At 63.9% G+C, this 16,112-nt stretch carries 19 protein-coding genes; 9 read left to right on the top strand and 10 right to left on the bottom strand.

The annotated features are described in order from the left end of the window. Nucleotides 1–167: 167 nt before the first annotated feature. The 4 genes from ACFTSA_RS09935 to ACFTSA_RS09920 all read right to left on the bottom strand — a co-directional run bounded on the left by ACFTSA_RS09935 (nucleotide 168) and on the right by ACFTSA_RS09920 (nucleotide 4,535). Nucleotides 168–1,838, bottom strand: coding sequence for a cytochrome bc complex cytochrome b subunit (locus ACFTSA_RS09935; RefSeq protein WP_377951097.1), 1,671 nt, complete (start codon nucleotides 1,836–1,838; stop codon nucleotides 168–170). Further along, nucleotides 1,816–2,886 carry a Rieske 2Fe-2S domain-containing protein gene (locus ACFTSA_RS09930; protein WP_331568651.1) on the bottom strand — a complete coding sequence of 357 codons (1,071 nt, stop codon included), beginning with the start codon at nucleotides 2,884–2,886 and terminating at the stop codon, nucleotides 1,816–1,818. Before ACFTSA_RS09930 ends, ACFTSA_RS09935 begins: the two co-directional genes overlap by 23 nt. A 98-nt stretch (nucleotides 2,887–2,984) precedes the next feature. Then, the gene (locus tag ACFTSA_RS09925; protein ID WP_377951096.1) at nucleotides 2,985–3,773 is read right to left on the bottom strand and encodes a c-type cytochrome; all 789 of its coding nucleotides are present in this window, start codon (nucleotides 3,771–3,773) and stop codon (nucleotides 2,985–2,987) included. 87 nt (nucleotides 3,774–3,860) lie between these two features. After that, on the bottom strand, nucleotides 3,861–4,535 hold the full coding sequence (locus tag ACFTSA_RS09920; protein ID WP_331568655.1) for a heme-copper oxidase subunit III: 675 nt from the start codon (nucleotides 4,533–4,535) through the stop codon (nucleotides 3,861–3,863). A gap of 112 nt (nucleotides 4,536–4,647) precedes the next feature. On the opposite strand from ACFTSA_RS09920, the gene trpD reads away from it, so the two are divergent. Continuing rightward, a complete protein-coding gene (trpD, locus tag ACFTSA_RS09915) occupies nucleotides 4,648–5,703 on the top strand; it encodes an anthranilate phosphoribosyltransferase (RefSeq protein ID WP_377951095.1) in 1,056 nt (351 codons plus the stop codon). Nucleotides 5,704–5,797: 94 nt separating this feature from the next. Here trpD and ACFTSA_RS09910 read toward each other — a convergent pair whose 3' ends face one another. Further along, nucleotides 5,798–6,079 (bottom strand): Lrp/AsnC family transcriptional regulator, encoded by a 282-nt coding sequence (locus ACFTSA_RS09910; RefSeq protein ID WP_003800871.1) that lies wholly within the window; start codon nucleotides 6,077–6,079, stop codon nucleotides 5,798–5,800. Nucleotides 6,080–6,174: 95 nt separating this feature from the next. Beyond that, nucleotides 6,175–6,585 carry a DUF3054 domain-containing protein gene (locus tag ACFTSA_RS09905; RefSeq protein ID WP_377951094.1) on the bottom strand — a complete coding sequence of 137 codons (411 nt, stop codon included), beginning with the start codon at nucleotides 6,583–6,585 and terminating at the stop codon, nucleotides 6,175–6,177. Nucleotides 6,586–6,682: 97 nt separating this feature from the next. On the opposite strand from ACFTSA_RS09905, the gene ACFTSA_RS09900 reads away from it, so the two are divergent. From ACFTSA_RS09900 to ACFTSA_RS09885, 4 genes are all read left to right on the top strand, one after another. Beyond that, nucleotides 6,683–7,066 carry a VOC family protein gene (locus ACFTSA_RS09900; RefSeq protein ID WP_377951093.1) on the top strand — a complete coding sequence of 128 codons (384 nt, stop codon included), beginning with the start codon at nucleotides 6,683–6,685 and terminating at the stop codon, nucleotides 7,064–7,066. A 136-nt stretch (nucleotides 7,067–7,202) separates the two neighbouring features. Further along, nucleotides 7,203–7,676 carry a VOC family protein gene (locus tag ACFTSA_RS09895; protein ID WP_377951092.1) on the top strand — a complete coding sequence of 158 codons (474 nt, stop codon included), beginning with the start codon at nucleotides 7,203–7,205 and terminating at the stop codon, nucleotides 7,674–7,676. Between the two features lie 126 nt (nucleotides 7,677–7,802). Next, nucleotides 7,803–8,579, top strand: a complete 777-nt coding sequence (locus tag ACFTSA_RS09890) for a glycoside hydrolase family 16 protein (RefSeq protein ID WP_377951091.1) — start codon at nucleotides 7,803–7,805, stop codon at nucleotides 8,577–8,579. A 127-nt stretch (nucleotides 8,580–8,706) separates the two neighbouring features. After that, entirely contained in the window at nucleotides 8,707–9,372 is a 666-nt protein-coding gene (locus tag ACFTSA_RS09885) for a cyclodeaminase/cyclohydrolase family protein (RefSeq protein ID WP_377951090.1), read from the top strand. A 26-nt stretch (nucleotides 9,373–9,398) separates the two neighbouring features. Here the strand turns inward: ACFTSA_RS09885 and ACFTSA_RS09880 are convergent, their stop codons facing one another. Beyond that, complete coding sequence (locus ACFTSA_RS09880; protein ID WP_377951088.1) at nucleotides 9,399–9,632, bottom strand: hypothetical protein; 234 nt, start codon at nucleotides 9,630–9,632, stop codon at nucleotides 9,399–9,401. A 105-nt stretch (nucleotides 9,633–9,737) separates the two neighbouring features. Further along, nucleotides 9,738–10,502: an MBL fold metallo-hydrolase gene (locus tag ACFTSA_RS09875; protein WP_377951087.1), complete on the bottom strand. Its 765-nt coding sequence runs from the start codon at nucleotides 10,500–10,502 to the stop codon at nucleotides 9,738–9,740. Nucleotides 10,503–10,638: 136 nt separating this feature from the next. Between ACFTSA_RS09875 and ACFTSA_RS09870 the strand changes: the two genes are divergently transcribed. Next, nucleotides 10,639–11,274, top strand: coding sequence for a dihydrofolate reductase family protein (locus tag ACFTSA_RS09870; RefSeq protein ID WP_377951086.1), 636 nt, complete (start codon nucleotides 10,639–10,641; stop codon nucleotides 11,272–11,274). A gap of 258 nt (nucleotides 11,275–11,532) precedes the next feature. After that, nucleotides 11,533–12,351, top strand: coding sequence for an alpha/beta fold hydrolase (locus ACFTSA_RS09865; RefSeq protein WP_377951085.1), 819 nt, complete (start codon nucleotides 11,533–11,535; stop codon nucleotides 12,349–12,351). A gap of 181 nt (nucleotides 12,352–12,532) precedes the next feature. On the opposite strand, the gene ACFTSA_RS09860 is transcribed toward ACFTSA_RS09865, so the two are convergent. Next, nucleotides 12,533–12,790 carry a serine hydrolase domain-containing protein gene (locus ACFTSA_RS09860; RefSeq protein ID WP_377951084.1) on the bottom strand — a complete coding sequence of 86 codons (258 nt, stop codon included), beginning with the start codon at nucleotides 12,788–12,790 and terminating at the stop codon, nucleotides 12,533–12,535. Between the two features lie 359 nt (nucleotides 12,791–13,149). On the opposite strand from ACFTSA_RS09860, the gene ACFTSA_RS09855 reads away from it, so the two are divergent. Then, on the top strand, nucleotides 13,150–13,542 hold the full coding sequence (locus ACFTSA_RS09855) for a hypothetical protein (protein ID WP_377951083.1): 393 nt from the start codon (nucleotides 13,150–13,152) through the stop codon (nucleotides 13,540–13,542). A gap of 90 nt (nucleotides 13,543–13,632) precedes the next feature. Here ACFTSA_RS09855 and ACFTSA_RS09850 read toward each other — a convergent pair whose 3' ends face one another. Next, nucleotides 13,633–15,084 carry a GntR family transcriptional regulator gene (locus tag ACFTSA_RS09850; RefSeq protein ID WP_377951082.1) on the bottom strand — a complete coding sequence of 484 codons (1,452 nt, stop codon included), beginning with the start codon at nucleotides 15,082–15,084 and terminating at the stop codon, nucleotides 13,633–13,635. A gap of 169 nt (nucleotides 15,085–15,253) precedes the next feature. Between ACFTSA_RS09850 and ACFTSA_RS09845 the strand changes: the two genes are divergently transcribed. Continuing rightward, nucleotides 15,254–15,406, top strand: coding sequence for a hypothetical protein (locus ACFTSA_RS09845; RefSeq protein WP_377951081.1), 153 nt, complete (start codon nucleotides 15,254–15,256; stop codon nucleotides 15,404–15,406). The last annotated feature ends 706 nt before the right edge of the window (nucleotides 15,407–16,112 follow it).

Here is a 16,112-nt window from a genome sequence, read left to right as displayed (position 1 = left end):
GTTTCACCGCCTGCTGTAGCGTGTATATCGGCGCCTTGGGGGGCTGGCCCCTGCTAAAATATTTCTACTCCAACCCGGGGGCCCCAAAACCAAACCCCCGGCCGGGCCGGGGCGGCCGGGCCCTTCTCTGTGTGCTGCTCGGGTGAAGACTCTAGAAGCCTGGCTTTTTAGTGGCTCAGGGTCTTCTGTCCTTCGCCGGCTTCAACCGCTTCGTGGTGGCCGTGGCCGGCTTCCAGTTCGGCAGGCGTTGCCGGGGCGACCCTGTCCTCGAAGAACCAGCGGGAGAGCTTGGCGCGGCGGTTTTCCTTGCGGGTCACCACGCCGTGCTCGTTCGGCTGTGCGGGCAGCGGTGCAGGCGACTCGAAGCCAACCAGCTTGTAGCGCTTGTACTCGTCCAGCGGGGCGTGCACCTCGATGAACTCGCCGTGCGGGAGGCGGACGATGCGTCCGGTCTCGCGGCCGTGGAGGGCGATTTCGCGGTCCTTGCGCTGCAGGGCCAGGGCGACGCGCTTGGTGACGACGAACGCGATGATCGGTCCGAGGAAGAACAGCGCGCGCAGCCAGTATGTGACGTCGTTCAGTGCCACGTGGAAGTGCGTTGCAATGAGGTCGGAGCTAGCGGCGGCCCACATGACGCAGTAGAACGTGAAGCCGGCCATGCCAATAGCCGTACGCGTGGGAGCGTTGCGCGGGCGGTCCAGGACGTGGTGCTCGCGGTTGTCCTTGGTGATCCAGCGTTCGATCCACGGGTAGGTGAACAGCACGGTGAACACAGCGCCTGCCGGAACGAGTGCCGGAAGCAGGACGTTCAGCGTCAGGACGTGGCCGAAGATGATGTACTCGAAGTGGAAGCCGCTGACCACACCGGGCATCAGGCGCAGTGCGCCGTCAACCCAGCCGATGTACCAGTCAGGCTGCGTGCCTGCGGACACGGGGGAGGGGTCGTAGGGGCCGTAGTTCCAGATCGGGTTGATGGTGAAGAACGCAGCCATGAGCGCGATGACACCGAACACGATGAAGAAGAAGCCGCCGGCCTTTGCAGCGTAGACCGGGCCCAGCGGATAGCCAACGACGTTGTGGTCGTTGCGGCCCGGGCCGGGGTACTGCGTGTGCTTGTGGACAACCACCATGAAGAGGTGGATGACGATCATGAGCAGGATCAGTGCCGGCACGAGCAGGATGTGCAGCGTGTAGAGGCGGCTGATGATGACCGTACCGGGGAACTCTCCACCGAACAGGAAGAACGAGATGTAGGTGCCGATCACGGGGATCGACTTGATCACGCCGTCGATGATGCGCAGGCCGTTGCCGGACAGCAGGTCATCGGGGAGGGAGTAGCCGGTGAAGCCGGCAGCCATGGCCAGGATCAGCAGGACACCACCAACTACCCAGTTCATTTCACGCGGCTTGCGGAACGCACCGGTGAAGAACACGCGGAGCATGTGCACTGCCACGGAGGCCACGAACAGCAGTGCTGCCCAGTGGTGGACCTGGCGCATGAAGAGTCCGCCGCGGACGTCGAAGGAGATGTCCAGCGAGGAGCTGTACGCCACGGACATTTCGACGTTCTTCAGCGGCGTGTAGGAGCCGGCGTAGTGCGTCTCCGCCATGGACGGATCGAAGAAGAACGTCAGGAAGGTTCCCGACATCAGCAGGATGACGAAGGAGTACAGCGCCACCTCGCCAAACATGAAGGACCAGTGGTCCGGGAATACCTTGCGGCCGAATTCGCGGAGAATACCGGATCCGCCGACGCGCTCGTCGACGAAGTCAGTAAAGCGTCCGGTTTTAGTGGTGGCTACGTAGGCGGGGGCTTCAGCTGTTGATGCGGCGGTCATGCTCATCACGCTCCCAGTAACTTGGTCCTACAGGTTCTTTGAAGTCGCTGGTGGCGACCAGGTAGCCCTCATCGTCAACTGCGATGGGCAGCTGGGGGAGCGGGCGGCTGGCCGGGCCGAAGATAACCTTGCATTCCTGGGTCAGGTCGAAGGTTGACTGGTGGCACGGGCACAGCAGGTGGTGCGTCTGCTGCTCGTAAAGGGCAACAGGGCACCCGACGTGGGTGCAGATCTTGGAGTAGGCAACGATGCCGTTGTAGCTCCAGTTCTCACGGCCCGCAGAGATGTGGAGGTCCTGCGGGTTGAGGCGCATCAGCAGAACGACGGCCTTGGCCTTCTCGTTGAGCTTGCCTTCGTGCAGTTCGTTGAGGCCTTCCGGGATGACGTGGAAGGCGGAACCGATGGTGACGTCCGAGGCCTTAATGGGCGTGCCATCGGGGTCGCGGGTCAGGCGCTTGAGCTTGCCGTCCTGCGGAGCCCACATGGTGTGCGCCAGCTTGTCGTCCGGGCGCGGTCCGAGGTCACCGAAGATGGCGAGGGCCGGCAGGGGTGCCAGTGCGACTGCGCCAAGCAGGGTGTTCCGGATGAGGGGACGGCGCTTGATGCCCGTTTCCTCCACGATGTCGTCGACGATGCGGACCGCAGCCTGGCGGTCGTCCTCCGTGCGGATCGCGTGGCGTTCCTCGGAGACTTCGTGGTCCGGCATGAGGGCCTTGGCCCAGTGCACGATGCCGGTACCGATGCCGAGCATCGCGAACGCCGTTCCGATGCCCAGCAGCGCATTCTGCAGCCGGATCGTCGCAACGCTGGAGTCGTCTCCCAAATCGATGGCGAAGTACGCCACCAGGAAGATGATGGTGCCAACGACTGAGATTGCGAACAGTGCAGCAACCTGCCGTTCTGCCCGCTTGGCGGCCTTCGGGTCCGTGTCAGCCAGGCGCAAGCGGTGCGGGGGAATTCCAGGATCCTGGAATTTCTCCACCTCATGCTGACCAGCCGTAGCTACGGTGCCCGAGTGGTTCGGACTGCCGTCACTATGGTTGCCCATGATTCGCCTCATCCTTCTCTCGTCTCGGCCTTTGCCGAGTTAATGTTCAGTTCCAAACCTGCTGAGTGATCAGCAGGACATTCTTTGTGCCGGGTTGGCTAGGACGTACGGGACGTCAGCCAGATCGTGAAGGCGATGATGACGCCCAGGCCCGCGATCCACACGAACAGGCCTTCCGAGACGGGGCCCAGGGCACCCAGGTCTGCGCCACCCGGGGAGCCGTTCGCTTCAATCTGCTTCAGGAAGGTGATGATGTCGCGCTTGCCTTCGGGCGTGATGTTCGAGTCGCTGAACACCGGCATGTTCTGCGGACCGGTGACCATGGCTTCGTAGATGTGCTTGCCGGAGACATCGGCCAGCGCGGGGGCGAACTTGCCGCGGGTCAGTGCACCGCCGGCAGCGGCAGCGTTGTGGCACATGGCGCAGTTTGTGCGGAACAGCTCGCCACCCTTAGCGGCATCGCCCTTTTCGTCGAGGTATTCCTCGGCCGGGATGGCCGGACCTGCACCCAGCGAAGCAACGTAGGCGGCCAGCTGGTGGGTCTGGGTGTCGTTGAACTGGGCCGGCTTCTTGTAGGCCTGGGGGCCGTTCATCTGCATGGGCATGCGTCCGGTGCCGACCTGGAAGTCAACAGCGGCGGCGCCGACGCCGACCAGTGAGGGACCATCCTGCGTTCCGCTGGCACCCATGCCGTGGCAGGTGGCGCAGTTGGCTTCGAAGAGCTTCTGGCCTTCCTGTGTATCGCTGGCGGTGAACTCTGCAGTGCTGGCTTTGGCCTCGTTGACGGTGGTGGCAACGGCGTACAGCCCACCAGTGAGGAGGAGGCCCATCAACAGCAGGGCTATTGCTGCCAGTGGGTGACGTCGCTTCTGCGAGAGTGCCTTCACGTGGTGGTTCCTTTATTCGATCGTGCGTCGGCTCCGTGAGCCGCTTCTTGAAATACGTTCTCTTGGAGAAGAGAGAGGAAAGTCGGACTACTTGAGGACGTAGATGACCAGGAAGAGGCCAATCCACACGACGTCCACGAAGTGCCAGTAGTAAGAGGTGACAATGGCCGAGGTCGCCTCGAAGTGGCCGAACTTCTTGGCGGCGAAGGCGCGGCCCATGATCAGCAGGAAGGCCACGAGGCCGCCGATGACGTGCAGGCCGTGGAAGCCGGTGGTCATGTAAAAGGCGGAGCCATAGGCGTTCGAGGACAGCGACACGTGCTCGGAGACCAGCATGGCGTATTCCGTGGTCTGGCCGGCAACGAAGAATGCGCCCATGAGGAAGGTCAGCGTGAACCATTCGATCATGCCCCAGCGCGTGAACTGGAGGGGCCCGCCGCTGCGTCGCGGCTGGAGCCTTTCGGCGGCGAAAACGCCCATCTGGCAAGTGAAGGAACTTGCCACGAGGACGATGGTGTTAACAAGCGCAAAGGGGAAGTTGAGCTTGGCCGTCTCTTCAGCCCACAACTGGCCGGAAGTGGACCGGAGTGTGAAGTACATGGCGAAGAGGCCGGCGAAGAACATCAACTCGCTGGAGAGCCAGACGACGGTCCCGACGGAGACCATATTCGGGCGGTTCAGCGTGGGGTGCGCAGGGGTACTGGGGGCATGGGTCGCAGATGTCACATAGACATTATGTCTGTAAAACTTCGGCTTGCCCAACGCAAACCGCCTTTTGCGGAGACTTTTTCTACAAAGACGCGAAATCGCGCTGAAAAGTTCCCGGCGCCGTTCACATTGGTCTTTGCGACGGGCTCCTCGATAGCATCAGGAGGTGACTTCTCAGGTATCCGCACCGGCAGGCAACACCTGGCCGCGCCTCATCTCGGCACTGTTGAACGGCGACCACCTGAGCGCGGACAGTACGGCATGGGCCATGGACACCATCATGTCGGGCGCCGCCACGCCCGTCCAGATCGCCGGTTTTCTGGTTGCGCTGCGCGCCAAGGGCGAGACGGTGGAGGAGATTGCCGGCTTGGTGGACGCCATGGTGTCCCATGCCAATCCGATCTCCATCACCGGCGAAAAACTGGACATCGTTGGCACCGGCGGTGACCAACTCAACACCGTTAATATCTCCACCATGGCTGCCCTGGTCTGTGCCGGGGCGGGCGCAAAGGTCGTAAAGCACGGCAACCGGGCGGCGTCGTCGTCGTCGGGGTCCGCGGACGTCCTGGAAGCGCTGGGTGTGAGGCTTGATCTCCCCATCGCCAACGTTGCCCGGAACGCCGAGGAAGCGGGCATCACGTTCTGCTTCGCCCAGGTCTTCCACCCGTCCTTCCGCCACACCGCAGTGCCCAGGCGTGAACTCGCGATCCCCACAGCGTTCAACTTCCTGGGGCCCCTCACCAACCCCGCCCGGGTGCAGGCCTCCGCAGTAGGCGTGGCGAACGCCCGCATGGCGCCGCTGGTGGCCGGCGTCCTGGCGCGGCGCGGCAGCCGAGGCCTGGTGTTCCGTGGAAGCGACGGCCTGGACGAGCTGACCACCACCGGGCCGTCCACCGTGTGGGAAATCCGCGGCGGCGAGGTGACCGAACAGACATTCTCGCCCCGGGACCTGGGGATCCGTCAGGCCACCGTGGAGCAGCTGCGCGGCGGCGACGCCAAGGCGAATGCCGCGGTCGTTCGCAATGTCCTGGCCGGGGAAACGGGCCCGGTCAGGGACGCGGTGCTGCTGAACGCGGCGGCGGGCCTGGTTGCCTACGACCTTCAGGCGGACGGCACGCTCACAGACCGCATGAAGCTTGCGCTGGACCGGGCTGCGGAATCCATTGGTTCAGGCGCCGCCGCTGCGGTTCTCGACAAATGGGTCAGCCTCTCGCAGGCGTAGGACTCCCAACATCCCAAGGCATTAACGTCAGAGGGCCAGGCACCTGCGGGTGCCCGGCCCTCTGACGTTCCCAACCGGGTTGATTACAGGACGGCTACTCCTCGAATCCCAGCGCGAACGCGGCATCGAGGTCGTGCTGTGAGTAAGCACGGAAAGCGATATGGGTGGTGGTGTGCACGACGGCGGGCACCTTGGACAGCTTGTCTGCGATGACGTCCGCGAGATCTTCGTGCTGTGCCACGCGTGCAACGGCGATCAGGTCCCATTCCCCGGTGACGGAGTAGACCTCGCTGATGCCCTCAATGGCAGATATCTCCTCGGCCGTTTCGGGGATGCGCGAGGCGTCTGTCTTGATCAGGACGAATGCGGTGATCACTGTGAACCCTTCCGGATCTGTTGAGCTGTGCTGCCAGCCTAATACATGGGCTGGCCGGTACATGGGTGGCCACCCGCCGGGCGGGCCGGATGGAGTCAGGCGCGGGGGCGTGGGCGCAGACGGAGAACTATGGCGACGATGAGGCGGTAGCCGAGGAGGAACACGGCCAGGCTCAGCAGGGCCACAATCACAAATGGCAGGACCACCGTCTGTCCCGTCAGCGCCCGCAGCACCATGCCGATGGCCACGGTGCCCAGCCAGACGGCCACCCCGGCCGGCCACAGCGCCAGGGGCCGCCGCCAGATACGCAGCAGCAGCCAGGCGACCGCTGCCCCGGCCAGGAAGGGCCACGCGGTGGAAAGGATTCCGGTCACCGATTCACCGCGCGCATGGGCATCGCGGCCGATGGCGGCAAAAATCAGGATGAGGATGGCATCGGCCGCCGCTGCGGCTGCTGTGACGGCCGGAACTGCCCGTGTTCCGGAACGGTCTGTTGTGGAAGGCATGCTTCCGAGCCTATCCGTTTTTGGCGGCTCTTGCCCCGGCGCGATTATGCCGTGACGATGTCAGGCAGAACCTGTGTGCACCCCTGAAGGAGGCCTGGTGAAGCTCACCCAGATCGCACAGCATGCCGAGGACCTTGAGCGTGCGGCGGAGTTCTACTCCGCCCTCCTGGGCGCTGCCCCGGCCGCGGTCTTCGACCCGCCGGGGCTGCTGTTCTTCGATCTCGACGGCGTCCGTTTGCTGCTGGAGCGGGGAGCGCCGTCGTCGCTGATCTACCTCAACGTCAGCGACGTCCGGTCACGTGTCGCGGAGCTGGAAGCAAGGGGAGTGGAGGTGGTGGGCGCACCGCACGTGATCTTCCACCACGATGATGCCCGGCTCGGCCCCGCAGGCACGGACGAATGGATGGCGTTCATCAGGGACAGTGAAGGAAACACCGTCGGGCTGGTGAGCCACTCGCCCGACGCCGTGACGCCCGCCTGAGCCGTCCCCGGCCCGCTGTCCCGGGCCCGTTGTCCCCGGCCCATGGCCGGACTAGTCTCAGGGCGGAATGGGCAGGAGCTGTCCAGGCGCCCACGCCTGAACGGAGGGTTCCGGCGCCACGAAGGAGGAGAACGGCGTGCAGAAAATCACACCTTGCCTGTGGTTCGACACCCAGGCGGAGGAAGCAGCCGAATACTACGTGTCAGTCTTCGACAACGCCTCGATCACCGGCATCTCGCGCTTCGGCGAGGGCGGCCCAGGCCCGGACGGTCAGGCCGTCGTCGTCGAATTTGAAATCCAGGGCCAGGGGTTCCAGGCATTGAACGGGGGACCGGCGTTCTCCTTCAACGAGGCGGTGTCCTTCGTGGTGGACTGCGCCTCCCAGGAAGAGGTTGACCGCTATTGGAACTCCCTCACGGACGGCGGGAGCGAGAGCCAGTGCGGCTGGCTCAAGGACAGGTACGGCGTCTCGTGGCAGATAGTCCCGAAAGTCCTCAGCCAGCTCGTTAACGGGCCCGACCCGGCCGGGGCCCAGCGCGCCGTCCAAGCCATGCTGGGCATGCAGAAGCTGGATATCGCTGACCTCCAGCGGGCTTACGACGGCGGGTAGTCACCCGGCGGGCCGCCTGCCGCCACCCCAAGGTTTTCCCAAGTTACTGTCAGTACCCTGTCGGCAAGGTACTGAACAGGATGCGTTGGGCGGGGCGCTGCGAGGGCTGCAAACCGAGGTGAGGACATGCTGTGGAGGCGAAAGCTGGCAACGGCAATCATCGCGGCCGTTGCTTTGAATGTGGCGGCAGTTAATCTGGACGAAAACTTCTCCGCCGGGCATGGGGGCGGCGCGTTCGCCGCCACCGTCGTGCCGAATGTGCAGGCTGCAGTCCTGCGCAACTGGGGTCCGGTGGTTGCCGGCGACGAGTTCAACTATTTGGGACCGCCCAACCCGCTGAAGTGGAAGGTGTACGACAGTGTAGGCCACGCCGGCAACGGGATCCGCAGCCCTAAAGCAGTGAAAGTTGCCAGCGGGGCGCTCTTCATCACGGGCGACTCACACGGCACAACGGGCGGGGTATCGGCCAAGTTCGCCCAACAGAAGTACGGTCGTTGGGAAACCCGGATGAGGACCAGCGTCCGGGATGTGGAATACCACCCCGTAGTACTGCTCTGGCCCAACGACAACAAGTCGCCGAACTGCGCCGAAGTTGATTACGCGGAGGCGCTGGGCAATGTCAACGTGATCAAGTTCAGCCTGCATTACGCCTGCACCAAGTCCAACTATCAGACCAGGGCGGCCAAGGCCATCGACCTTACGCAGTGGCACAACTACGCCGTCGAGTGGACCCGGACCGGAATCACCGGCTACATCGACGGTGTCCCGTGGTACATCGACACGAACCCGTCCCACCTGCCGACTGTGGGAATGCACCAGACACTGCAGCTTGACTGGTTCCCGGACGGAACCATCACCAACCAAACACAGATGATCGTCGACTGGGTACGCGTTTACCGGTAGCACCCGGCCGGGAAAGTCTCCGGGGGACGACGGCGGGAGGCCCCGCCGTCGTCCATTTTTTCTGTCAGCGTTGTTCCCAAGGCGTTTTGGGCCGGTCACGAAATGCGGCGTGGGGCAGACTGGTGCCATGAGTGATGATTCGATGGCGGTGACGACCCAGCATTCGACAGTTGAGGATTGGACGCAGGCCCTGGCGCAGTCGGTCGGTTCCCCTGGTGGCGGCGCCGGCGCGGGCGTCATGCTTGCCATCGCCGCATCACTGGCGTCCATGGTGGCCGGATATACGGAGGCTGACGGGCGCCAGCGGCAGGAACTGGCCGATGTTCACGCGCGGGTGCGGTCGCTGCGGGAAACGGCACTGCGGCTGGCCGATGAGGACGCTTCAGCGTCCCAGGCTTTTGGCGCCGCCTTCCGGCTGGATCCGGGGCCGGCACGGGAGGATGCGATACACCGGGCATCCGTGGACGCTGCCAAGGCCTCTGCCGTGCTCGGGGAGCGCGCCATCGATGCCATTGCGGATCTGGCGTGGCTGGCGTCCAACGGGAACCCGGCGTTGGTTGCCGATGTCGTCGTCGCCTTCGGGGCCCTCAGGGCGGCGGTGACCGGCGCGCGGACCAACGTGAGTTTCGACCTGGCTGCGCTCACCTCTGCAGGCCGCACCCCGGAACAGGTCCGGGAAGAGCAGCCTGCCCTGTGGTCGACTGTCTCAAAACTGGACGCCGCAGTTGACCGGATTGACCGGCTGACCGCCGAGGTGAACCACCGTTCCGGCAGTGGCGGCTCCGGTTCCTAGGCTCCCTCTCTAGTGTGGGCAGGAATTCAGCCGGCCACCCGGTCAGGTTCGGACACAGGAACAACCGTGTGACCCAGCGCCGAGCCGAACAGTTCACGGGGCTCGCACCCGTTGGCCCTGATCCAGAACAGTTCCCCGGACGGGGTAGCGGTTTCCACGTAGCCCACACGGATGACCGTTCCTGCCCGTTCCACCCGCACCTCGGTCCCTATCAGGTCGCGCGCATCATGGTTTTTCCCTGTAATTGTCCCCGGCGTCACTGTCGGTGGCTCCTTCGGTTTGGAACGGCGTCGGGCCCACCCCTGTGCGGGGCAGGACCAATATAAATGAACGTCATTCATTTTATGCGACGGGAGCCGTTATTCCTAGCCCCGCGACGCTGCCAGTGCGTCGGCCAGCGGCATGCGGAGCGCGGCGCCGTGGCCCGGCAGCACCACCGAGGCGTCGATGCCGTCCAGGCGGTGCGTGGCGGCGAGCGCCTGGACGGGGTCGGTGTGGAACATTGGGTGCAGCATCTGGGGTCCGCGTGTCCCGCTCAGCGGATGGCCGCTGACGAAGGAATCACCGACGGCTATGGCGCCGGCTTCGGGAAACAGGATCGCGACATTGCCCGGGGTGTGGCCCGGCAGCAGGACGGCCTCCGGCTTGCCGGAAAGCTTCTTAAGAGTGTCGGCGCTCCAGGCCCGGGCATCCGCTGCCGGCTTCGCCTTGAGGGCTCCCGCCTTGATGGCATGGGCCATCCAGCGGAACACGCGGGGCCGCCAGGCGCGGACGACGACCTGGCCCAAGGTGACCTGGTGCTTTTCCCTGCCCTGGACGTGGGCCAGCTCTTCCGGCGCACACAGTATGGGCGTTCCGTAGGTTTCGGAGAAGTAGGCCGCCGACCCGGTGTGGTCGATGTGGCCGTGCGTGATGAGTATCGCCCGGGCGTCAGCCGGCCGCAGGCCCAGATGGCGGATGGACTCAAGGACCAGGGGACGGTCTGACGGGTAGCCGCTGTCGATGACCAGGAATCCGGTTTCGTCGCGGACCACGACCCAGTTGGACGCTGGTCCCTCAACGAAAAAGACACCGGGGGACGGCTCGGACGTGCTGGCGGAGGCCTGCCACTGACGGGTTCTCGGTTTCACAGGCACATCCTAGCCACAGACAGTGCGCGTCCGTGCCCATTTTTCCCTCGCGTGGCCACGGCAAGTGTGCTTGTCTGTAGCCGGGAGCGCAGATCCAGCAGGGGTCTGCGGCCGTTGTTCGACGAGGTGACACGACATGAGGTTGACCACCACGACCAACGTCTCGGTTGACGGCGTGATGCAGGGGTTGGGCGGACCGGACGAGGACCGCAGCGGCGGCTTCGAGCGCGGCGGTTGGGCGATCCCGCTGATCGACGCCGAAGCCGGGGACTACCTCAACCAGGTTTACGGCGGGGCGGACGCGTTCCTCTTCGGCCGCCGGACCTACGAAATCTTCGCGGCTTACTGGGGAGTGATGCCCAATCCTGAAACGAACCCGATCGCCGCCGCGCTGAACAGCCGGCCCAAGTATGTGGTGTCCACCAGCCTTACCGATCCCCAGTGGGCGGACACGACTGTCCTGCAGGGCGACGTTGCCGCTGCGATCGCTGAACTGAAGGCGAAACGCGACGGGGAGCTGCTGGTACCGGGCAGCGGTGCCCTCGTCCGGTGGCTGTTGGCCAACGGCCTGGTGGACCGGCTCGACCTGGTGACCTATCCTGTCGTCGTCGGCCAGGGCACACGGCTGTTCCCCGATTCCGGTCCGGACATGGCGCTCGAGCTGGCCAGCTCCCGAACCACGTCCCGGGGCATCACCATTCAGACGTACCGGCCGCTCGGGCGGCCGGAGTATGCGACCTCCACAGCCAGGCCCGACGACGTGTTCCATTAGTCCACCTGCTAGTTATATGCCAGATTCCCGCGGTGAACCGCGTTGATCAGTTGCCGGAACGTGCCAGGGGTGACGTGGGCTGAAACGCTGACCAGCCCCGCCGCGCAGGACCCGATTGACGTCAAAAGCTATGGAGGCCATCGGCTGACGCTGTGGCCCGGGCGGAGTACCGGTCCTGGAGGGGGAGAAGCGGGCCGGTTGCTTGTCGCCACCCAGGGGCGGTTACCAGTGACCCAGGGCCAAGACTAGGCTGACGCTGTGGAGTACAACACACGCGAAATACCCGTCCATTATGTCGAGCACGGAGACGGGGCTCCGGTCTTGATATTGCACGGTGCCGGCGTTGATCACCGGGAGATGGTCGGTGCCATGGAGCCGATATTTAGCGAGCTATCTGATTACCGGCGCGTCTACCCTGACCTGCCGGGCATGGGGCGCACGCCGGCGGCGACGCTGGACAGTGGCGATAAGGTTCTTGACCTCCTACTCGCGTTTGTCGATGGTGTGATCGGTAATGGTCAGTTCGGGCTTATAGGCCATTCGGCCGGAGCGTACTACGCCCGTGCCATCGCCGGGAGGCGTCCTGGGCAGGTGAAGGGGCTCGCGGTGATCTGTCCGTTGGGCGAGAACGCCCAAAAACTTCCGGTGCATCAGGTGTTGCACTCCTCGGTCGATCCGGGCGAGATGCTTGGGCCGGCCGACGAGAGCGTGTACCGCGACTACTTTGTCGTGCAGACCCAGGCAACGCTGGAGCGATACAAGGCATATGTTGTCCCCGCCCTTGGTTTGGTCGACGAGGCCGGACTTGAGCGGATCGGCCAACACTGGCAGTTCAGCAGCAGTCCTGAAACGGGCCCGCCGTACTCCGGCCCCGTCCTCATCGTCACCGGCCGCCAGGACTCCATGGTGGGTTACTCCGGTCAATGGGATCTGCTCGAGCACTATCCGCGGGCCACTTTCGCCGTGCTCGACCGCGCCGGACACGCTTTGCCGCACGAGCAGCCCGGCCTTCTCAGGGCCCTGGTTACCGAGTGGCTCGGGCGAGTGCGGGAACACCGCTCAGGCACTGATCCTTAGCAGAGCCTGTCCGGGGTCTCGTGGAGGTGGACTCGATCTGGCCATTCACGAGGTGACGCCAATACTCATTGGATGGGTCCTCAAACACAGTCGGCTCGGTGGCGTCGTGACAGTCATGGCGGCCCGGGTATAGTCCGTCGTCTGACTGCTACTGTCGTGTCCGGGACAGACAGGGCGGGAGTCAACATTTATGCGGCAGCGCACCATAGACCTCGGGCATCCCCGAAGATTGGCTGAGCAGCTGCCTCACGGTGATCGGACCCGGAGGCTCGAGCGCGGCCGTGAACCCCGGGATGGCATGGTTGACCACCTCATCGAGGCCGATGAGGCCGTCGTCCACGAGCTTGAGCACTGCCACGGCTGTCATGGTCTTGGTGACACTTGCGATGTCCGCCCGGTCGGTGGCCAGTGCCGGTGTCAGGAACTCGAGGTCCCGCACCCCGTGTGGACCACTCTCCTTCCGGCCAGCGGACGACGGCGGCCACGGCGCCTTGCGGGGTTCGTTCTCGAACCTTACGGGCAGGGGAGTGCGCCGTCTTTAAAAACCCATAGCTGACTCTTTTAGTGCGGCCCCCGCGGCGCTCACTTATCGCACCTGTCCTTTATCTGTACCGGCAACCGGTTCAGACTTCGGTAGGCGTTTCACTCAGCTAACCTAATATGCAATAAAAAAACGTCTGGACTAGATGTTTAAAGTGCCGTAGCTTTGCTTCTGAAACACGTGAACATGACGGCATCGCGAGGTGCTGCAAATGAGGGGGATACAACTACAACCACAGGAGCGCCGAGGAGCACGCCATGACTGCCACACTAAACGACCTCATCGACGATTCGTTTGCGGATCATCCCGCGCCGCCCACCTGCCCCGCAGAAGACTTCGCTGCGCCTGTCCTGTCTGTCACCGTCAACGACCAGGCAGTGCTTGCAATTGCCCGCAGGCTGCACGATGGGGCGTGCCTGCGACGTGCCGGCTGCGAGTTGCGCGACTTCCACTCGATGGACATCTACGAGACGGATGTCCGTATCATGTTGGCCGCCATGGTGCAGGCCGGTGCCGGAGCCGACACTCGGGAAATCAGCGCCTGCCGTACCGCGACCGAGCGCCGATGGCTCCATGGCAAGTGGTCGTGCGCGGTATGCGGCGGTGGCATACGCTTCGGTGGCGGCATTGGTTGGGTCCACATCCGTTGACGCGGCACGCGGTGGGTCGGTTCGCACCTGTAGCTTCAACAGGCAGGCCCTGCCAGCGGCACACCTTGGTGCCTGCTCCCTGCGGGGTCGTTATGGAGCTTGGTCCGCGTGTTCTTCGGAGAGTCCCGTACAGAGCCACCACGGGACTCCCGGAAGGCCTCGCCGGGTGACCTGGTCGGCTGTTGAGACGGTTCCGCCTACGAAGCGGCCTGTGTTGGTCGCGATGATGGCCCCATGCTGGTCCACGATGCAGGTGTTCGGCGGTAGGCGCCGCAGGAGGGGCTCGAACGCGTCCTGGAGTTGACCGACGCGGATGTCGGCAGCGACTGCTCCCACATATTCTCCGGCGATGGTGACCCGCTTGCTGAAGGTGATGATGTTTTCGTTCGTTCCACTCGCATCCAGGTACGCGTGACTGGTGTGGATGGTGGTGTCATCGGCGGCATCATCGGGGCGCCAGGGCGCGGTGACGACATCGTAGAGGTCCATGTCGATGTAGAGCCGTTGAGGTGACTCCGGACCCGCTGGCGTGTAGCACCAGGCAATCCAACTCTCGCCGAAGTAGGACTGCTCGGCAATGAAGCCGGTCCCGTAGAGAAGTGGAACGCCGATTGCCACTGCCCTTCGGGCCGCCCCGTAGATGTCCGCATCGGCTTTGTCTCTGCTGACTCCGGACCCGATGCTGGCACGCACCGCTTGCTCGAGCTCGTGCATCGATGTCGCAGCCGTTCCGTAAAACATTCCGGCGAGTGATTCGATGGCGGCTACAGCGTCGTCGCCGGACGCTGGACCGTACGGCAATTTGGTTGGTACATGGTCCATCTGCATGCGCTCGTCGATTACCAGGTTCATGTCCCGTCTGACGTGTTCTTCAGCGAGGGCTCGGGCGCCGACGACGTCGCCGTTCCTGATCGCTTCGAGGATCTTGGCGTGGTCTTCTGCGGCCGCGTCCTTATGCCGGGCGGGGTCCACCCAGATCAGCGGCCCCACCTCGGCCTGCAGTGCCACTTCCTGTCGGGTGAGTCTCACTGAGCCTGAGCTGGCCGCGAGCTCGATGTGAAACTTGCTGTCCGCCCGGATAGCGTCCGCCGGATGGTCGCAGTCCCGGATCTCGGTGGATGTATAGGCCAGGCGTCCCATCGAAAGTCGATGGGATCGGTTGGCCGTCGCGGCGGCGGCTGCGGCGCTGCCGGCCAGGAAGGCGCGGTACTCCCTCAGGTCGCGCAGGTCTTCCAGCGAGTAGCCGGCAAGAGACTGGCGTTGGACGCGGGCGATGTCCCCTGTATTGGCCTTCACGAAACTTCCGCCGCCCTTGCCGCGCCGGGTCTCCACAAGGCCCAGTCCGCGCAGCTCGGCCAGGGCAGCCCGCAATGTCAGGGTGGAAACGCCCATCCTCGATGCAAGATAGCTTTCACTGGGCAGCTGGGAGCCGTCCTCGAGCACTCCCAGTTCGATGGCATGCCTAAGCCGGCGTCCGACCTCCTCGCCGCGGTCCGCGTTCTCGAGCGGGGCAAAGGCGAGCTGCTCTTTCCAAGTGACCATTCCGGCTCCCGATGAAGTGACATTTAACCTTGAATGTCTATTGACCTTTATCAATGAAGGTCTAGACTTAAGGGTATCACCCGGACTTCAGGACGGTGTCGCAGCTAAAACAGTTCTTGGAGTGACGACAGTCCTGAACTGCAGAAGCCTACTTGGGAAAGGAATGACGATGACACGCGAAGAAGCCTTCGCCAGGTGCACGCCGGACTCGTATGTCGAGTTTTATGGTGGTCGGTGGCTCGTCGTGCCGTTCGCCCAGGTCGAGCAGCCAATGTTCTTTGTTTGCGCACCGCAGGCGGTCCGCAGCAGTCATCACGCTTGAATTCGAAGCTCCAGGGGCACCAGCGGGAAACGTGCGTTCCGCACAGTGGCGCACAGGGTCCCATGACGACTTGAGCAATAAGTGGCGATCGAGCCGGGGGAGGGGCCTCGGTCGAGGGCTTCGCAGTGCCGGTTGAGCCCGGCGGTGGAACGCCGTCCGAGCTCTCCATGATCGAGGCAACGGAACCGCTGGACTGACCGGCCTCCTTCAGTTTGCGGTGAAGCACAAAGGGCTCATCCATGGTCCGCAAGCTATCGCGTCGGCCGGTGTTTCTCGCGTGGATCTGCCTACCGCGAAGCGTTGGTTGCGCTGGCCAGTAAGCCTCTGAGCGTCATCGAGGGCGCCACCGCCAAGGGGGGTCGTTTCTGCACCCGCTGTGCGCTCCTCGCGGTTACTTTACATAATGCTGATTATCGGCGTTAACGATCGGGGCGCAGAAGTGGGGGCATACACGTCCCGCATCGCGGATCCACATGGCGTACACCACCCGGTTCAACTCCATATCGGCCGGACAGTTTTCAGCCGCAGCTTGCGTCGTGGCCAGGACCGCATCTGGTCGCGTACTCGATTCATTTCCCACAGCCGATCATGTGCATCGACCCGTAAGAAGCTTTTGGCCAAGCATCTGGTGGGATCTCGCCAACTATTCGGACCGCCGCCAACGCGCTTCCCGCGAGACGCATTCGCCCAATTAAGACGAATTCGC

It is taken from the genome of Arthrobacter sp. NPDC057013 (genome assembly GCF_042674585.1).
Taxonomy (GTDB): Bacteria; Actinomycetota; Actinomycetes; order Actinomycetales; family Micrococcaceae; genus Arthrobacter.
Note: the sequence above shows the minus strand (reverse complement) of the source record. Positions and strands in the feature narration are given on the sequence as shown.